This window comes from Acinetobacter pittii (assembly GCF_034064985.1).
Lineage (GTDB): Bacteria > Pseudomonadota > Gammaproteobacteria > Pseudomonadales > Moraxellaceae > Acinetobacter > Acinetobacter pittii_H.
The window spans coordinates 3,388,228-3,403,884 of the sequence record NZ_CP139249.1; the positions used below are offsets into that span (position 1 = coordinate 3,388,228).

The following is a 15,657-nucleotide window of genomic DNA, read 5'->3' on the forward strand; positions in this document are numbered from 1 at the left end:
GAAGATATGCCATGCTGGAATTCTGGTTTGACACACAAGTCCCGACATTTAAAAAATTAGTGATTTTAATTATTACTTTGGCTCTTTGTGTTGGGCTATATCAATACCAGCCTTTGCCCTTAGATACGATTCTCATGTTTACTGGAACTGGGGTTATTTTTTTAATCTGCCGCTATTTTAAATTACATTTTGCTCAGAAAAATCCAACTGGCCTACTTTACCGCCTGCTGACTTGGATACCTATCGCACTGTTATCTGCACTTATTTTTGTTAAAACAATGCCAAACTTGCTGGTCTGGGGTGTTCAAGGAATCGCTTTTATGGCACTTGCAGCTTTTATCTTTTCACCTCAATCACTTTTTAATAAATAGGTTTAGTTTTCATGCTGGCTTATTGGTACAACGCACCACGTCATATCAAACTTATCTTCATTATTGTTGTTTGTGTTGCAGTTTATGCTGCTAATCAAGTTCAGCCCTTATCGCCGACCTACACTATTCTTAGTCTTGTGTTAGGTTTTGGACTTCACTTCGGACAATATTTAAAAACAAAAATTTCAGTTCGTAGCTCACATAAATCTAACTTTCAGTTTCTACTTAAAATTTATCCTCTCATTATTGTTGCTATTGTGATGTGGGTGCAACCACCTCAACACAATTGGACTGCAACAATACAAGCTTTAGGCTTTGTACTGATTGGCTTTTTCCTTGTCTCGATTTATCAAAATCGTGCTAAACGTTTTGAGTAATTGCGTCCATCGAAATGTTATAGAACCATTTTTAGATTTTCATCTTGAGCTACAAAGGGTATCATCTTTGAATATTTGAGTATTTGAGTATTTGAGTATTTGAGTATTTGAGTATTTGAGTATCATTGAGCTATCTCCCCCTTTTATTTAATGGAATTAATCCGAACTCGAGAGTGTTATGCGTGCATATTTAGACCTTCTACAACATATCCTTGATAATGGCGGTGACAAAGGCGACCGTACAGGCACAGGAACCCGTTCTGTATTTGGTCATCAAATGCGTTTTGATCTCTCTAAAGGTTTTCCTTTACTCACCACAAAAAAAGTTCATTTCCGTTCTATCGTGATTGAATTACTTTGGTTTTTAAAAGGCGACACCAACGTCCAATATCTAAAAGACAATAAAGTTTCAATTTGGGACGAATGGGCAACAGCAGAACAAACTGCTCGTTTTGGCCGTCCAGAGCATGAACTTGGACCAGTTTATGGCCATCAATGGCGTAATTTCGGTGCAACAAAAAAGGCAGATGGTACTTATAACCAAGATGGTTTTGACCAGATTAAATGGTTAATTAATGAAATTAAAACCAACCCAAATTCACGCCGTTTAATTGTTTCTGGCTGGAACCCAAATGAAGCTGGACAAGTTGCATTACCACCTTGCCATACGCTCTTCCAATTTTTTGTACAAGACAACAAGTTGTCATGCCAGCTTTATCAACGTAGTGCTGATGTGTTCTTAGGCGTACCTTTTAACATCGCGAGTTATGCTCTACTCACCCATATGATTGCTCAAGTATGTGGTTTAGGTGTCGGTGATTTTGTCTGGACTGGTGGTGATACACATCTTTATGCCAACCATTTTGAACAAGCTAAACTTCAATTGACCCGTGAGCCTTTACCGCTGTGCCAATTGAAACTAAACCCAGAAATAACTGATTTGTTTGATTTCAAATTTGAAGATATTGAAATTGTAGGTTATGAATCACATCCTGCAATTAAAGCACCAGTTGCAGTATAACAAAGGCTTAAATTTCATTAGGTTACGGTTTAGAGAATAAAGATTATGGCATGGCAAAATGTAGAAGTTGTCCACGTTGTGGCAATGGACAAGAATCACTGTATTGGTAAAGGCAATGCGTTGCCATGGCATATTTCTGCCGACTTAAAACACTTTAAAGAAATCACCCAAGGCGGTGTGGTCGTAATGGGCCGTAAAACACTTGAGTCTATGGGCCGTGCTCTACCAAACCGTGTGAACTGGGTAATTACCCGTGACATTAACTGGCAATTTGACGGTGTTAAAGTTGCATATTCAATTGAAGATGCTTTAAACGCAGCTTTAGAAGATGTAAAAAATACCGAAAAACAAGCATTGTTCATCATTGGTGGCGGTGAGATATTTAAGCAAACCTTGTCAATTGCAGACCGCCTTGAACTCACTCATGTTGACTTAGATGTGCAAGGTGATGCACATTATCCAACAATACAGAGTGAATTTCATAAAACTGCGAGTGAACAACAAGTTGATGAAAAATCAGGAACTTCATTCGAGTTTGCAACTTATAAAAAATAATTTTATGGATGCCTATGCACAATATCGGAACACGTGAATTTATTATTGCTCTACTTTTTGGGCTCCTACATAGTCTATTCACGCTGTTTATTGTGTTCTCTAGTATTTGGATATGTGTAGCACTCTGGGTTCAACAACCTTTTGGATGGTTAGGCAGCCGCATACTCATCGGTATCTGGATTGCTTTTGCACTGAGTATGGCGGGCTTATATGTTGAAGGTCATATTATTAGCCGCCGTACCGATCTCCTGATTTATCTTTTAGCATTTGCCTGCTCTCTTGTTTGGTATTTTTCCATTACTGCACGTCAAGATCGCGACTGGAATCCAGAAGTTGCCAATATGCTGAGCTATGAAAAGCACGGCGATGTAATCATTTTACACAATGTTCGTAACTTCAACTGGCATCCTGATGGAACTTATGATGTGCGATGGGAAACCCGAACATTTGATCTTAAGCAATTAAATGGCATAAACATCATTGCCTCTTACTGGATGGGACCACAAATTGCTCATACACTGGTAAGCTTCGAATTTAAGAATCAGCAACCTTTAGTCTTCTCAATCGAGATTCGCAAAGAAAAAACTGAAGAGTTTTCAGCCATTGGTGGCTTTTTTAGAAAATATGAACTTAGCTTAATTGCTTCTGATGAAAAAGATATTGTCTATACGCGTAGCAACATCCGTAAAGAGCAGGTTTATAATTTCCCAGTCAATATGCCACGTAGCGAGCAAAAAGCGCTATTTTTAGAATATCTTAAGAAATCGGATGAGCTACGTGCAGAACCGAAGTGGTACAACACCCTTACGAGTAACTGTACAACTTTAATTTTTGATATGGTTCAAGCGATTAACCCCTATGAACTTCCTAAAGATTATCGTTTAATCGCTTCAGGTTACTTACCTAATTATTTATATGACCTTAAAGCACTTAATCAAAATATCAGTTTAAAACAGTGGTATCAAATTGCGCATATCAACCCAAGAACTGAAAATTTTGAACAGCTTTCAGATCAGAGTAGTCAACACTTCTCTCAAATCGTTCGACAAGGTTTACCTAAAGCTAAATGAAATAAGTAATGCACTTTTCTTTACTTTTTTATACATGCTTTACTTTGTATTTTAAATACATAAACCCTATTGTAATAGGCAGGAAATAGAGGGAAAAACAATGCAACAGGCATTATTTGGCGGCGGCTGTTTTTGGTGCGTCGAAGCTGTATTTTTACAAATACGTGGTGTAGAAAAAGTAACTAGTGGTTATGCAGGTGGGCACACGATTAACCCTACTTACGAGCAAGTATGTCAAGGAGACACCCAGCACGCTGAGGTGATCTTAGTCGACTTTGATGAAGAGCAAGTAACTTACTCCCAGTTACTCGACGTGTTCTTTGCGACTCACGATCCAACGACTTTAAATCGCCAAGGTAATGATATCGGTACACAATACCGCTCTGTTATTTACTATTATAATGAAGAGCAAAAGCAGGCAGCGGAACACACGATTCAGACTCTAAAAAATGACGATCTTGATATTGTGACTGAGCTTTCTCCTGTTCCGACGTTCTATCCGGCCGAAGAATATCATCAGAACTACTATGCAAAGAATCCTTCACAAGGTTATTGCAACTTTGCGATTCCACCTAAGCTGCTTAAGCTATATAGTAAATTCCAGCATCTGATGAAAGATCAATAAATCAGAGCAATAAAAAAGCAACCAATTTGGTTGCTTTTTTATTGAGTAAACTAAATTTTAGTTTTCACTTACAAAGGCAATATCGCTCAGTCCGGCTTCACTGGCGCGAGACATTACCTGAGCAACAGTATCGTACTTCGACTCTTTATCAGCACGAAGTTGAACTGTTGGTTTAACATCACCTTGACCTGCTTCTTGAAAACGTTTTTGAAGCTCATCTAGGCTAATTACTTGAGTATCCCAAGCCACTTCACCATTTGCATTGATACTAATCGTAATTGCTTTTGGTGGTGGATCAATAATTTCAGCAGTTGTTTTAGGAAGCGTTAATGGAATCGATGGGTTGGCAACTGTTGCTGTGACCAAAAAGATGATCATTAACACCAACATAATGTCGATTAGCGGAATGAGGTTCATCTCATTCATGCCACTATCGTGGTCTTCACCCAATTGAAAAGCCATTAAGCTTGACCTCCAACATAACTTTGCTGTGCAGTTTTAACATCAGACTTTACAGTTGAATCTTGCTGCAACATCGTGTCAATTAACAAGCTATGCGCTTGATCTTGTAAGTCATGAGCAAGACCACGGTTTGCACGTACACAAATGTTATAGGCCAATACCGCTGGAATCGCAACTGCTAGACCAAGACCCGTCATAATAAGGGCTTCACCTACTGGTGTAGCCACTTGAGCCAAACCTGCTTGTCCGCTTTTACCTACCGCAACAAGTGCATGGAAAATACCCCATACTGTACCAAACAAACCCACGAATGGTGCAATTGAAGCAATCGTTCCTAAAACCGAAATACCTTTATCAGCATTGGCTTTTTCAGCAGAAATCTGACGAAGTAATGCCTGCTCTGCAACCGCTTTACGCTGTTCAAAACTCAAAGGTTGTAACTTTGCTTTTAGCGAAGTAATAGCCTGAGAGAGTTGAGCATAAGCTTGTTGTTTTAGCTGGCGAGTCCCCATCAAACGTAAGATGAAAACTGTCCAGGTAGCAATCGACATTGCCAATAAGATGAAATACAGGGTTTTACTCACTGCATCTGCATGTTGCCAATAGATTGAAAAGTTCATATTGAACTCCTGATTAAGGTTAGCCGTTGGGACTCAAATTCATTTAAGGGGTTAAATCAAAGGGTTGCTCTGCTCTAATTGGATAAGCAACTCCGTTTTCCATATAAGGTTTAAATTTCGCACCGCGAACAGCACGGACAACTTTGTCGTCTAGACTTGAAATACCACTACTTCTAGTCACTCGTACATTAATAATTTTGCCTTTTTCATCGGCTTCAATGAGTACAACAACAGAACGTGCTTCGCCTTGTAAATCTTTTGGAGAAACTGTTAAACGTGGTGAACGACTCCATTGTACCCCCGAACCACCAATTGAAACTCGTTTTGGTGATGGGTCTGGAGCAGGTTGAGCTTTAGGCGCTTCTTGTACTACTGGCTTCGGTTTTTCTACGACCTTTTCAGTAACAGTTGTCGTTGTAGTCACTACTTTGGTTTCAACTTTAGGTTCTGTCTTTACTGTTTCTTTTGGTGTTTCAGCTTTTTTCACCTGTTGAATTTTTTCCACTTTTTTCGGTGGTGTCACAGGCTTTTCAACAACTTTAACTTCTTTTACCTCTTTCTTAGGTTCCGGCTTTTTAGGCGGTTCCTTTGGTTTAGGAGGTAGTGGTTTTGGTTGCTCTTGAATTTTTACGAAACGTACCTGTAAAGGCTTCTTATCGATTGGCTTTAATTCAGCAGGCTTAATATGGCTAACTGCCCATAAGACCCCGATATGACCAATTGCAACCGCAATTAGTGCCGTGATGACTTTCTTTTTCATCGGATTGGGAGAGTTTAAGGCTGCGGAAGATTGACTCATAAGAATCTAATTACCTAATGGATGATGATTTCAGATTTCTATTTACAGAAACGATTTCAAACATCGGATAGAACAATAAAGTGCCACAATAATAAATGAGAAGTGTTTTCATTTGCAACTATTTTTTGAGAAAAACATTTACTCAAGATTGCTCATTTGTATTAGTTGAGTGTCTTTGCTTTTGTTTTCTCATAGTTACATGAATTGGAATCTCTTATTCACAATGTGTTTATTCTCACTTATATAGTTAGACTAATTTCACGTTGAATAGACCGAATCCTAAGTACAACTACCCGATATTGTTACGTTATATCATTTCAACAATATTTTTGATATAAAAAAACACGCAAGAAGCGTGCTTTTTTAAAATAAGCGTTATTTAGAAAACAACTGTCTTATTACCATCTACAATAATACGGTCTTCTAAATGCCATTTTACTGCACGAGCCAACACATTACGCTCGACATCTTCACCTAGCTCACGTAATTGCTCAACATTATAGTCGTGGCTTACACGCTCAACGTCTTGCTCAATAATTGGGCCTTGGTCTAGATCAGCCGTCACATAGTGAGCCGTTGCACCAATCAACTTCACACCTTTTTCATAAGCTTGCTTATATGGGTTAGCACCCACGAAAGCTGGCAAGAAAGAATGATGGATATTGATGATTTTCATTTCCCATTTTGCAACAAAATCTTCACTTAGAATTTGCATGTAACGTGCAAGAACCAATAAATCGTTGCCCTGCATCATTTCATCAATTTGCGCATAAGCTTCAGCTTTATTGTCTTTAGTTACTTTGATTACTGTAAATGGAATACCGAAGTTCTCAACAGATTCACGTAAATCTTCGTGGTTAGAAATCACGTGTGTAATTTCACAAGGTAACGACCCACGCGCATGGCGCCACAATAACTCAAGTAAAGCATGGTCGACTTTAGAAACTAAAATACCAACCTTTTTAATATCGTTTACGAAAGCAAGACGCCATTGCATGCCATAACGCTCAGCAACGTTCGCAGCAAATGTTTGAATTAGTGCATCTTTACGTGACTGTAAATGGTCAAGTTCAAATTCAACACGCATGAAATAACGTCCGCCCTGAGCTTCCGTCGCATACTGGTCAAGCGCGGTAATATTTGCACCCTGATGGTACAAAAAGCTCGATACAGCCTGTACGATCCCAGGCTTGTCTTCACAAGTAATCAGTAAACGGGCTGTATTGGCAGTGGTCATATTCATTTGGTTAATATCACTTAATTGAGTCAAATTTTTAATAAGCCGAGTATTCTAGCGCTCTAAATAGGCAAGCACAACTATTCATCTTTTAGGGACGACAAGCTGGCAAATAGATCAGAAGGCCCCAGTGACTCAAGCAACTGCTCGTAAGTTGCTCGGCTTTCTCCCATAAGATAAGGACCTTCAAGGAAAACCATTTGGCGTAAAGCTTGCCAAACCCATTTTTCTTCTAAATGGTTATTGTCACTAATATGGCCAGACATATATAAAAAGTTTGTCCAATTCGTTAATACAATCCATAAGTTAATAATGAGCGCTTCAATTTCAGATGGCGTCATTTTCATAAGACCGGCATCGACAAAGGCTTGATAAATTTTTTGTCCTTGCTGCATGACCTGCCCCGCAAAACGCGGATAAATCTTTTTAAAGTCTTCGTTACTTTCAACTAGATGATACACATCACGATGAATAAAACGGTAACTCCAGAGTTGACCACTTAACACTTGAAAATAGTTAATTTTATCATTGGTCGTTAGTGGTCTGTCTTCAGGTAAAGAAAGCATGTCCAGAGTCTCAACCTGATATTGGTACATTAATTCCTTAATGATTTCATGCTTATTCCGAAAATGATAATACAAATTTCCAGGACTAATACCTAACTCCGCAGCAATATGATTGGTTGTAACCGACCGTTCACCTCGCTCGTTAAAAAGCTGCAAACTGATTTGTAAAATCCGGTCCTTTGTCTTCAGAGCTTTAGGTTGAGACATTTTAATAACCTTTAATAATTCACATGGTTAAGACTTGAACACATAAACTGACTTGACTATTTAGAGTATTTACTCTAAAAAATAAGTATATCAATATATTTGGTAAGTACCGATGAACAGTCAAACAAAAACAAATCCAGAGACTCAGCTTCCATATGATGTTAAGCATTTACATGATTTGCTTGAACAACAAAAGCTGGCTTACCTACGCCATCCGGTACCCACTGCTAAAGAGCGTATTGATCGTTTAGCTCGTCTTAAAAGAGTCTTGGTAAAATATCAAGATCAGATTGCCGAAGCAATTAACCTTGATTATGGCAATCGTGCAGTTATGGAAACAAAAATTGGTGAGCTACTCACCAGTTTGGAACAAATTAAATATTACAGTAAGCATCTAACTGCGTGGATGAAGCCATCAAAACGCCATATTAGTGTATTACATCAGCCTGCAAAAGGTTGGGTACAATATCAACCTATGGGTGTCATTGGTATTATTACACCTTGGAATTACCCATTATTGCTTTCAGTGGGGCCTTTGATCTGTGCACTAGCTGCAGGCAATCATGCCATGATCAAAATCTCTAGCGCTTCTCCAAACTTTGGACGAGTCCTTGAAAGTGCATTAGCTGAAGCATTCCCACAAGAATTAGTGGCTGTGGTGAATGGTGGTGGTGTGATCTCTGATGCGTTTAGCCATTTGCCTTTTGACAAAATGATTTTCACAGGCTCAACTTCTGTTGGTAAAACAGTAATGGCAGCCGCAGCTCAAAACCTTGTTCCCGTGATTCTTGAGTTAGGTGGAAAATCTCCAGCCCTTGTGCATGCATCAATGGACATGAAAGATGTAGCTCAGCGTATTGCTGTAGGTAAATTATGGAATGCGGGACAAACCTGTGTTGCACCGGATCATATTTTCTTACCACGCGGTAAAACTGCCGAGTTCATTGAAAACTTTAAATTGATTGTGGCTGGAATGTACCCTCATTTCCGCAAGAACAATGACTATACTTCTATTATTAATGATAAACAGTACAACCGTATTCAGGGCTATCTCGAAAATGCCCGTGATCAAGGTGCACGTATTGTTGAAATTAACCCGCAAAATGAAATTTTAGATGATGTCCGTAAAATTGCACCGACTTTAGTCACTGGTGTGACAACTGCAATGGATATTATGCAAAATGAAATCTTCGGGCCTATTCTGCCAATTTTAGAATATGACCAAATAGAAGAAGTCATCGAGTTTATTAATAGTCGTCCGCGCCCTCTAGCAATGTATTATTTTGACTATGATCAAGCACGAGCTGACTATATTGCGCAGCACACCCATTCAGGGCATTTCGGAATTAACATGGTGATTACCCATGTGGCACAAGATGATTTACCTTTTGGCGGAATTGGCGCATCAGGTATGGGTAAATATCACGGACCAGAGGGCTTTTTTAGCCTTTCTCATGAGCGTTCGGTGATGTCAAATCCAAAACTTTATAGCCTTAAATACATTCTTCCACCATTCAATAAGCCTATTCATCGTTTCATTTCGAAAACCTTGTTGCGCTAACTGATCAAGGCATGATCTGTTATACTAAATCATGCCTCGTTTTTACCAATTTCGCTTGTCTTTTAATCGTATTTTTGGTATAAAACGCCCCTTGAATGAATTCATCCGTTTACATTTAGTATGACTGGCCACAGATTTGCTGTTGGCTGAATCAATGGAGTTACACCATGTCTAAGGTTTGCCAAGTTACCGGCAAGCGTCCAGTCGTTGGTAACAACGTCTCACACGCCAACAACAAAACCAAGCGCCGGTTCGAGCCGAACCTGCACCACCACCGTTTCTGGTTAGAAAGCGAAAAACGTTTTGTACGTCTTCGTTTAACCACTAAAGGTATGCGTATTATTGACAAATTGGGTATCGAAAAGGTTGTTGCAGACCTTCGTGCTCAAGGTCAAAAGATCTAAGGAGTCTGAGCAATGCGTGATAAGATTCGCCTCGTTTCTTCAGCTGGTACAGGTTACTTCTATACCACGACTAAAAACAAACGTACTATGCCGGAAAAAATGGAAATCAAAAAATTTGATCCAAAAATCCGCCAACACGTGATTTTCAAAGAAGCTAAAATCAAATAATTTTAGCCTCGAAAAAAGCGACTTCTTTATGAAGTCGTTTTTTTTTGCATTTTTTTTATACTTACCTTTTTGTTAAACTTTATCTATATTCCGCCTTGGCATTTTTTATGCTTGTCTTTAGCCTAACTCACGTAAAAGGAGTTTTTAGTGCCGCATGACGTAGATTTAATTATTTTACTTGCTGTTGGTTTCGGCGTTGCCCTCATTTTTGGCTATCTTGCAGCCCGATTACGACTCCCTCCTCTTATCGGCTATTTAATTGCCGGCATTATTATTAGCCCAAATACACCAGGTGTAGAAGCAGATATTCATCTTGCTAACCAGCTCGCAGAACTCGGGGTCATGTTCCTGATGTTTGGTGTAGGGATGCACTTTTCATTAAAAGATTTATTACTTGTTCGACGTATTGCCTTACCAGGCGCAATTTTACAGATCGCTGTTGCAACCTTACTTGGTATTGGGGTTTCAATGCTATGGGGCTGGAGTTTTGGTTCAGCACTTGTTTTTGGTTTAAGTCTGTCATGTGCGAGTACGGTTGTACTATTAAAAGCTTTAGGAGACCGTGGTCTTTTAGATTCAGTTAACGGCAAAATTGCTGTGGGCTGGCTGTTAGTCGAAGACTTAGTAATGGTACTGGTTTTAGTACTTCTTCCTGCTACAGCAGTTTTACTTGGCGGCAAAGCGCCAGCAGGTGCAGATGGTAATATCTGGTTAACCCTTGGAATCACCTTATTAAAGGTGATTGGCTTTATTGCCTTTATGCTCATTGTAGGTAAACGTGTAGTACCTATTATTATGCAGTTCGTTGCACGTTTAGGCTCAAGAGAGCTATTTACACTTACTGTCGTCGCTGCTGCCGTTTCAATTGCTTATGGTTCATATGCCATCTTTGGGGTTTCAATGGCATTAGGCGCTTTCTTTGCGGGCATGGTCGTTAAAGAATCAGACTTTAGTCATCGTGCTGAGGAAGAGACTCTCCCACTACGTGAAATTTTCTCGATTTTATTTTTCGTTTCTGTGGGCATGCTGTTTGACCCCCACATTCTTGTTGAGAGCCCACTCCATATTTTAGCTGTTATTGCGATTATTATGGTGGGGAAGACACTTGCTGCAATGGCATTGGTTTTATTTTTCCGCTATCCAATCAATACAGCTTTAACAGTCGGGGCAAGCCTTGCACAAATTGGTGAGTTTTCATTTATTTTGGCGACCTTGGGTGTTTCTTTAGGGCTATTAAGCTTAGAAGCTCAAAATCTGATTCTAGCAGGCGCTTTATTCTCAATTACGCTCAACTCGTTCATCTTCTCAGCTATTGAGCCTGTTCAACGCTGGATTCGTGAACGCTCTCACTTAGCTCGACTGCTTGAACGTAGTGGTGACCCATTGGCAATGTTACCCGATGAAGTTGATCAAGCTTACTTACGTGATCAGGTCGTGATTGTTGGATATGGCGGCGTGGGGCGACGCATCACTGAAAATCTAATTAATGAAAATATTAAGGTCGTTATTGCAGAAGAGAATCGTGAAATCGTAGAAAAACTGCGTCAGGCAAATATTGCTGCGGTGAGCGGTGTTGCTACCGAACCGAGCGTTTTAATTCAAGCACATATCATGCATGCACGACTCTTGGTGATCTCCCCTATGGATATTTTAGATATCCACCGTATTGTGAGCATTGCCAAGCAATTAAATCCTCAGATTCAGGTATTGATTTGCGCAGAAAGCAAAGAAGAAGCAGCAATTATCCGTGAAGAAAATATTGGCGAAGTGTTCTATGCAAAAGAAGAAATGGCAAAGAATATGAGTCACCACATATTAAATCAGATCGAGCTTGCCCATCAGTCAACAATTCATTAACCCATATAAAAAGCGTACTTAAAAGTACGCTTTTTTTAACTCAAAAATTTAGGCTGTTCGTCTAATACCTCAGCCTGCCACTCGTTTACCTGCTTCTCTAGCAGTCCAAACAATGCAGCCTGAATCATATGCTGAGCAACAACTGGAGTCTGCTCACCCAAGATTGCTTTGACTTCATCGCTAAATTGAATTTTAACCAAGGGTTCATTTTCAGAACCTGCATTACGCAAGGCGAGTTCACCACCTTCGAGTTGAACCAATTCCAACACTGCTTCTTGATTTCCAAATAACTCTTTCAATTGCTGTATAGACATATACTTCCTCCATGTTTCAACATGGTGGCAAAGCACCCTTGCACTTTGCTTCTCTTGTCTTATTTATATAGGCACACCTAGTCTAAATTTCAAGCATCTAGGCAGTTTAATTTTAGAACTCGACCATTTCATTACGAAAACCATCAATTAAATGGCTTAATTCTCGGTGCCATTCACGCAAGATTTTAACATCCGGCAACCAAGACTGAGGACCTTGTGTCACTTTAATAATGAGATTAGAAGAAGTTTCTTCTTCTGGAGTCGGTTCTTTTGGTTCTGGGGCGTACTGGCACATACGATAAGCTCGTTTTAACTCTGCAACAAAACCATCTTTTGCCAATTGCTGCAAAACGGACACTTCAGGAGAAACCTGTCCTTTTGCCGCCATATGTTCCTCAATAGATTTTAAAGTAGGTTGCAAATCATTTAAACGGTAATAACGTACCAATTCTTGTAGGAACGCTAACATTGCGCCATGTAAATGAAATACAGCGGTTTCACGATAAGCTTGTACCTGCTGCACATGATCGGTCTGCTCTGCCTGTTGACACGCTAAGCGTGCAAAATAGAGCTTCTGATTGGTACGATCGGCATGATAACGAGCAACACGTGACATAACTAAACTTTCCTGTTCTAAAATCGCCATTGCAATAGCTATTCTTAGCTTAACGACTCCATTGATAAAATCAACGTTATTTATGGTAAATCCAGCTCAACTTCATAAATTTTACGTTTAGCTAAAACTTTTACTGGCTGCCTTAAAGGGCGAATATTACTTAAAACCCAAGCAAAATACCCTTCACTCCAAGCAGATGCACATGCTGGCTCAATTTCATCATTTCACCAACTATGAACAGAGTCGACATCAACTAAAGCGACAGCAACTCCTTCTTCTTCATCAATATCTTTGTTCAGAAAGTTCCGGTTTTCGACAATTAATAGGTCTTTCACTGGTAACCGAGTAGGCACCCATGAACGTACTTCAAGTGTTTTTATACCTTCAGCAATACGAGTACCATTGGGCGTTACAATTGAGAGAGCTAAAAACTGTCTTTTCATCAGAAAAACTTATTCTTCGGCTGCTTTAACTCGAATTCCATAGCCTTTAACTTTAAGCGTATTTAAGCCTTTAATTGCCTTAATCGCTTCACGTGGATTAGGCATTTCAACAAAACCAAAGCCTTTCGATTTACCTGTGTCTTTATCAGTCACCAGAACACATGTATCAACTTTACCATATGCCTTAAACAGCTCTAAAACTTCAGCTTCACTTACAGCACGATCTAAATTACGGACTAATATTTTCATTTTCTAACCTTAATTGGCAATAAAAGGGAGGGCCAATATACATTTAAGTAATCACAGCGTCTTATACAGTAGTTTAGTCCAGATCGATACCAAAACCTAAATTTACTGCAGGAGATCTGTTCCATTGTTTTTTAGTAAATTGCTGAGGTACTTGTCTATGTATCTTTGCTTGAACTAAATGTGTAGGTAAATCATTTAAGAAATAACTCTCGACTTTACGACCTTGCTCGTCATACGTGTCTTGCGACCACGTATTAAGATTTTGTTTCGTCAAGATTAATTCATTTTCAGCACGTGTTAAGGCCACATACAGCACACGGCGTTCTTCCTCAACATCATCAAAATCACCCTGTGCTCTTGCATAAGGATATTGATTTGGCGATACATGAGGTACATAACAAACTTTCTGTTCAGCACCCTTAGCTGAATGAATCGTAATTAGAGTCACCAAATCTTGATCAGCAGCTTTTTCAATTTCAGAAACTGAAATAGGTTCAAGCACATATTCTTCAAGGAATTCACCCAACGATGCATGCTTACGCGCAAGTTGCTTAACCAAATCAAAGTCTTTTAAACGGCGTGACCAGTCTTTAGTTTTATAATTTTGCTCTAGCTGCTCGCCTAAAGCATCAAGAGCCAAGCCAATACTTGCTTCAACATGCTGCTGTAGTACGTCTAGCTGTTTTAAAATTAAAATTGCTTGTAAAGGGACCTTACCATGGCGTTCAAGTCGTTGACAGCGTTCTTCAACATCAGCGATTCCCATTAGCTCTTGGGCTAACTTACTCGCTCCAACATCACCAATTCCATCCCATAAGGTTAAAAACCGCATCCAAGCCAAATCATCATGAGGGTTGCTCACAATACGTAGCAGGCTCAGTACATCTTTTACATGGGCCGACTCAAGAAGTTTTACGCCACCAATAAAGCGATAAGGTATTTCAGCAGCAATAAAAGCGCCTTCTAGATATCGCGCACTATAGCCAGAACGCACCAAGACCATATGATCATGCCAGTTTACACCTTGTTGATGGCGCGTTATTAAATCTTGTGCAATCCAGTTTGCTTCTTCAAACTCATTACCAAACAAATGTAGCTGTGGCTTTTGTCCTTGGCCACGATGTGCTTGTAGCTGTTTTTGATAATCAATTGAGCTATGCGCCAATAGCCAATTTGATAAATCTAGAATTTCTTGGGTCGAGCGATAATTTAAAGCTAGTGTAAGTACTTCTGCATCGGGTATTCGTTCTTTAAAAGAATGAATATTTTCAAAGTCTGCACCACGAAAGCCATAAATGGACTGCGCATCATCACCCACACAAAATAACTTCACTTTACCAATTAAGGGCTGTAACAAAGCCCATTGCAAAGGGTTTGTATCTTGCATTTCATCAACTAGCAATGCCTGACAGAAGCCTGCCACCCAATTGGTGAGCGCTTCTGAGTTTTGTAAATGCACCGCCACAATCGACAAGATATCGTCGTAATCTAAAAAATTACGCTCTTTCTTACGTTGTTCATAAGTTTTCATCAACTCAGCAATTTGTGCCTTGTGCTCATAGGCTTCTGGAAGTTGCTTAAGCAGTGCTTCAGAAAGCTTAGTTTGAGTATTTCTTGCATAGGAATATAAATCGCACAGCTCTGCCGCTTTAGGTAAAACATTATCTTTGTCTTTACCTCTTAATAAGCGAAACATCAGCAACTGATCATCACGATCAATAATACTAAATTGATTTAAACCAAAAGCTTGTGGATTACGGCGCAGCAAATACATGCAAAAAGTATGAAAAGTCGAAGCTCTTAGGCCCTTTGCCTGTGCTCCTACATGCTGCTCAACTCTTGCAACAATTTCACTCGCAGCACGTCGAGTAAACGTTAAAATCTGAATTTGGTTCGCAGGCAAGCCTTGATCAATTAAATAAGCGGCACGAGCAACAATCGTCTTAGTCTTGCCACAACCAGCACCCGCCAAAACTAAACAGTTCTGAGCAGTCGTAGTGGCTGCTTTTTTTTGCTGAGCATTTAGTTCATTAATTAATTTTGCAAGACTCATAACACATATCGCTAAAACACCAAGACATAGTTTAACAGACCCCGACAACAGATGCGTCAGCCCTCCTAAAAACAAAAAAGAG

At 39.5% G+C, this 15,657-nt stretch carries 19 protein-coding genes and 1 pseudogene; 10 read left to right on the top strand and 10 right to left on the bottom strand.

Going from position 1 to position 15,657, the window contains the following annotated elements; translation table 11 throughout:
- The first annotated feature begins 11 nt into the window (after positions 1-11).
- The 6 genes from SOI76_RS16220 to msrA all read left to right on the top strand — a co-directional run bounded on the left by SOI76_RS16220 (position 12) and on the right by msrA (position 4,019).
- Complete coding sequence (locus SOI76_RS16220; protein ID WP_104080332.1) at positions 12-371, top strand: hypothetical protein; 360 nt, start codon at positions 12-14, stop codon at positions 369-371.
- 11 nt (positions 372-382) lie between these two features.
- A complete protein-coding gene (locus tag SOI76_RS16225) occupies positions 383-748 on the top strand; it encodes a hypothetical protein (RefSeq protein WP_104080331.1) in 366 nt (121 codons plus the stop codon).
- 178 nt (positions 749-926) lie between these two features.
- Positions 927-1,769 (top strand): thymidylate synthase, encoded by an 843-nt coding sequence (thyA, locus tag SOI76_RS16230; protein ID WP_016142275.1) that lies wholly within the window; start codon positions 927-929, stop codon positions 1,767-1,769.
- Between the two features lie 45 nt (positions 1,770-1,814).
- On the top strand, positions 1,815-2,324 hold the full coding sequence (gene folA / locus SOI76_RS16235) for a dihydrofolate reductase (RefSeq protein WP_104080330.1): 510 nt from the start codon (positions 1,815-1,817) through the stop codon (positions 2,322-2,324).
- 14 nt (positions 2,325-2,338) lie between these two features.
- Entirely contained in the window at positions 2,339-3,394 is a 1,056-nt protein-coding gene (locus SOI76_RS16240; protein ID WP_104080329.1) for a DUF4105 domain-containing protein, read from the top strand.
- A gap of 100 nt (positions 3,395-3,494) precedes the next feature.
- Entirely contained in the window at positions 3,495-4,019 is a 525-nt protein-coding gene (gene msrA / locus SOI76_RS16245; RefSeq protein ID WP_104080328.1) for a peptide-methionine (S)-S-oxide reductase MsrA, read from the top strand.
- A gap of 57 nt (positions 4,020-4,076) precedes the next feature.
- On the opposite strand, the gene SOI76_RS16250 is transcribed toward msrA, so the two are convergent.
- The 5 genes from SOI76_RS16250 to SOI76_RS16270 all read right to left on the bottom strand — a co-directional run bounded on the left by SOI76_RS16250 (position 4,077) and on the right by SOI76_RS16270 (position 7,910).
- On the bottom strand, positions 4,077-4,481 hold the full coding sequence (locus SOI76_RS16250; RefSeq protein WP_000885432.1) for an ExbD/TolR family protein: 405 nt from the start codon (positions 4,479-4,481) through the stop codon (positions 4,077-4,079).
- A complete protein-coding gene (exbB, locus tag SOI76_RS16255; protein WP_001011664.1) occupies positions 4,481-5,101 on the bottom strand; it encodes a MotA/TolQ/ExbB proton channel family protein in 621 nt (206 codons plus the stop codon). The genes SOI76_RS16250 and exbB overlap by 1 nt, the downstream gene beginning before the upstream one ends.
- A 43-nt stretch (positions 5,102-5,144) precedes the next feature.
- A complete protein-coding gene (locus tag SOI76_RS16260; protein WP_032054359.1) occupies positions 5,145-5,900 on the bottom strand; it encodes an energy transducer TonB in 756 nt (251 codons plus the stop codon).
- A 379-nt stretch (positions 5,901-6,279) separates the two neighbouring features.
- Positions 6,280-7,143 carry a formyltetrahydrofolate deformylase gene (purU, locus tag SOI76_RS16265; protein ID WP_016144263.1) on the bottom strand — a complete coding sequence of 288 codons (864 nt, stop codon included), beginning with the start codon at positions 7,141-7,143 and terminating at the stop codon, positions 6,280-6,282.
- Positions 7,144-7,217: 74 nt separating this feature from the next.
- The gene (locus SOI76_RS16270; protein ID WP_032054358.1) at positions 7,218-7,910 is read right to left on the bottom strand and encodes a TetR/AcrR family transcriptional regulator; all 693 of its coding nucleotides are present in this window, start codon (positions 7,908-7,910) and stop codon (positions 7,218-7,220) included.
- Between the two features lie 112 nt (positions 7,911-8,022).
- On the opposite strand from SOI76_RS16270, the gene calB reads away from it, so the two are divergent.
- From calB to ybaL, 4 genes are all read left to right on the top strand, one after another.
- Complete coding sequence (calB, locus tag SOI76_RS16275; RefSeq protein ID WP_032054357.1) at positions 8,023-9,471, top strand: coniferyl aldehyde dehydrogenase; 1,449 nt, start codon at positions 8,023-8,025, stop codon at positions 9,469-9,471.
- A 167-nt stretch (positions 9,472-9,638) separates the two neighbouring features.
- Complete coding sequence (gene rpmB / locus SOI76_RS16280) at positions 9,639-9,875, top strand: 50S ribosomal protein L28 (protein WP_000048256.1); 237 nt, start codon at positions 9,639-9,641, stop codon at positions 9,873-9,875.
- 12 nt (positions 9,876-9,887) lie between these two features.
- On the top strand, positions 9,888-10,043 hold the full coding sequence (rpmG, locus tag SOI76_RS16285; RefSeq protein ID WP_001205031.1) for a 50S ribosomal protein L33: 156 nt from the start codon (positions 9,888-9,890) through the stop codon (positions 10,041-10,043).
- A 147-nt stretch (positions 10,044-10,190) separates the two neighbouring features.
- Positions 10,191-11,900: a cation:proton antiporter gene (gene ybaL / locus SOI76_RS16290; protein ID WP_032054356.1), complete on the top strand. Its 1,710-nt coding sequence runs from the start codon at positions 10,191-10,193 to the stop codon at positions 11,898-11,900.
- Between the two features lie 35 nt (positions 11,901-11,935).
- On the opposite strand, the gene SOI76_RS16295 is transcribed toward ybaL, so the two are convergent.
- From SOI76_RS16295 to pcrA, 5 genes and pseudogenes are all read right to left on the bottom strand, one after another.
- Positions 11,936-12,214, bottom strand: coding sequence for a hypothetical protein (locus SOI76_RS16295; protein ID WP_002114792.1), 279 nt, complete (start codon positions 12,212-12,214; stop codon positions 11,936-11,938).
- A gap of 112 nt (positions 12,215-12,326) precedes the next feature.
- Positions 12,327-12,830 (bottom strand): DUF6586 family protein, encoded by a 504-nt coding sequence (locus SOI76_RS16300; RefSeq protein ID WP_016142283.1) that lies wholly within the window; start codon positions 12,828-12,830, stop codon positions 12,327-12,329.
- Positions 12,831-12,910: 80 nt separating this feature from the next.
- Positions 12,911-13,273, bottom strand: a pseudogene (locus SOI76_RS16305) (ASCH domain-containing protein).
- Between the two features lie 9 nt (positions 13,274-13,282).
- Positions 13,283-13,522 carry an RNA recognition motif domain-containing protein gene (rbpD, locus tag SOI76_RS16310; protein WP_002115113.1) on the bottom strand — a complete coding sequence of 80 codons (240 nt, stop codon included), beginning with the start codon at positions 13,520-13,522 and terminating at the stop codon, positions 13,283-13,285.
- A 73-nt stretch (positions 13,523-13,595) separates the two neighbouring features.
- Complete coding sequence (pcrA, locus tag SOI76_RS16315) at positions 13,596-15,575, bottom strand: ATP-dependent helicase (RefSeq protein ID WP_104080327.1); 1,980 nt, start codon at positions 15,573-15,575, stop codon at positions 13,596-13,598.
- Positions 15,576-15,657: the final 82 nt, after the last annotated feature.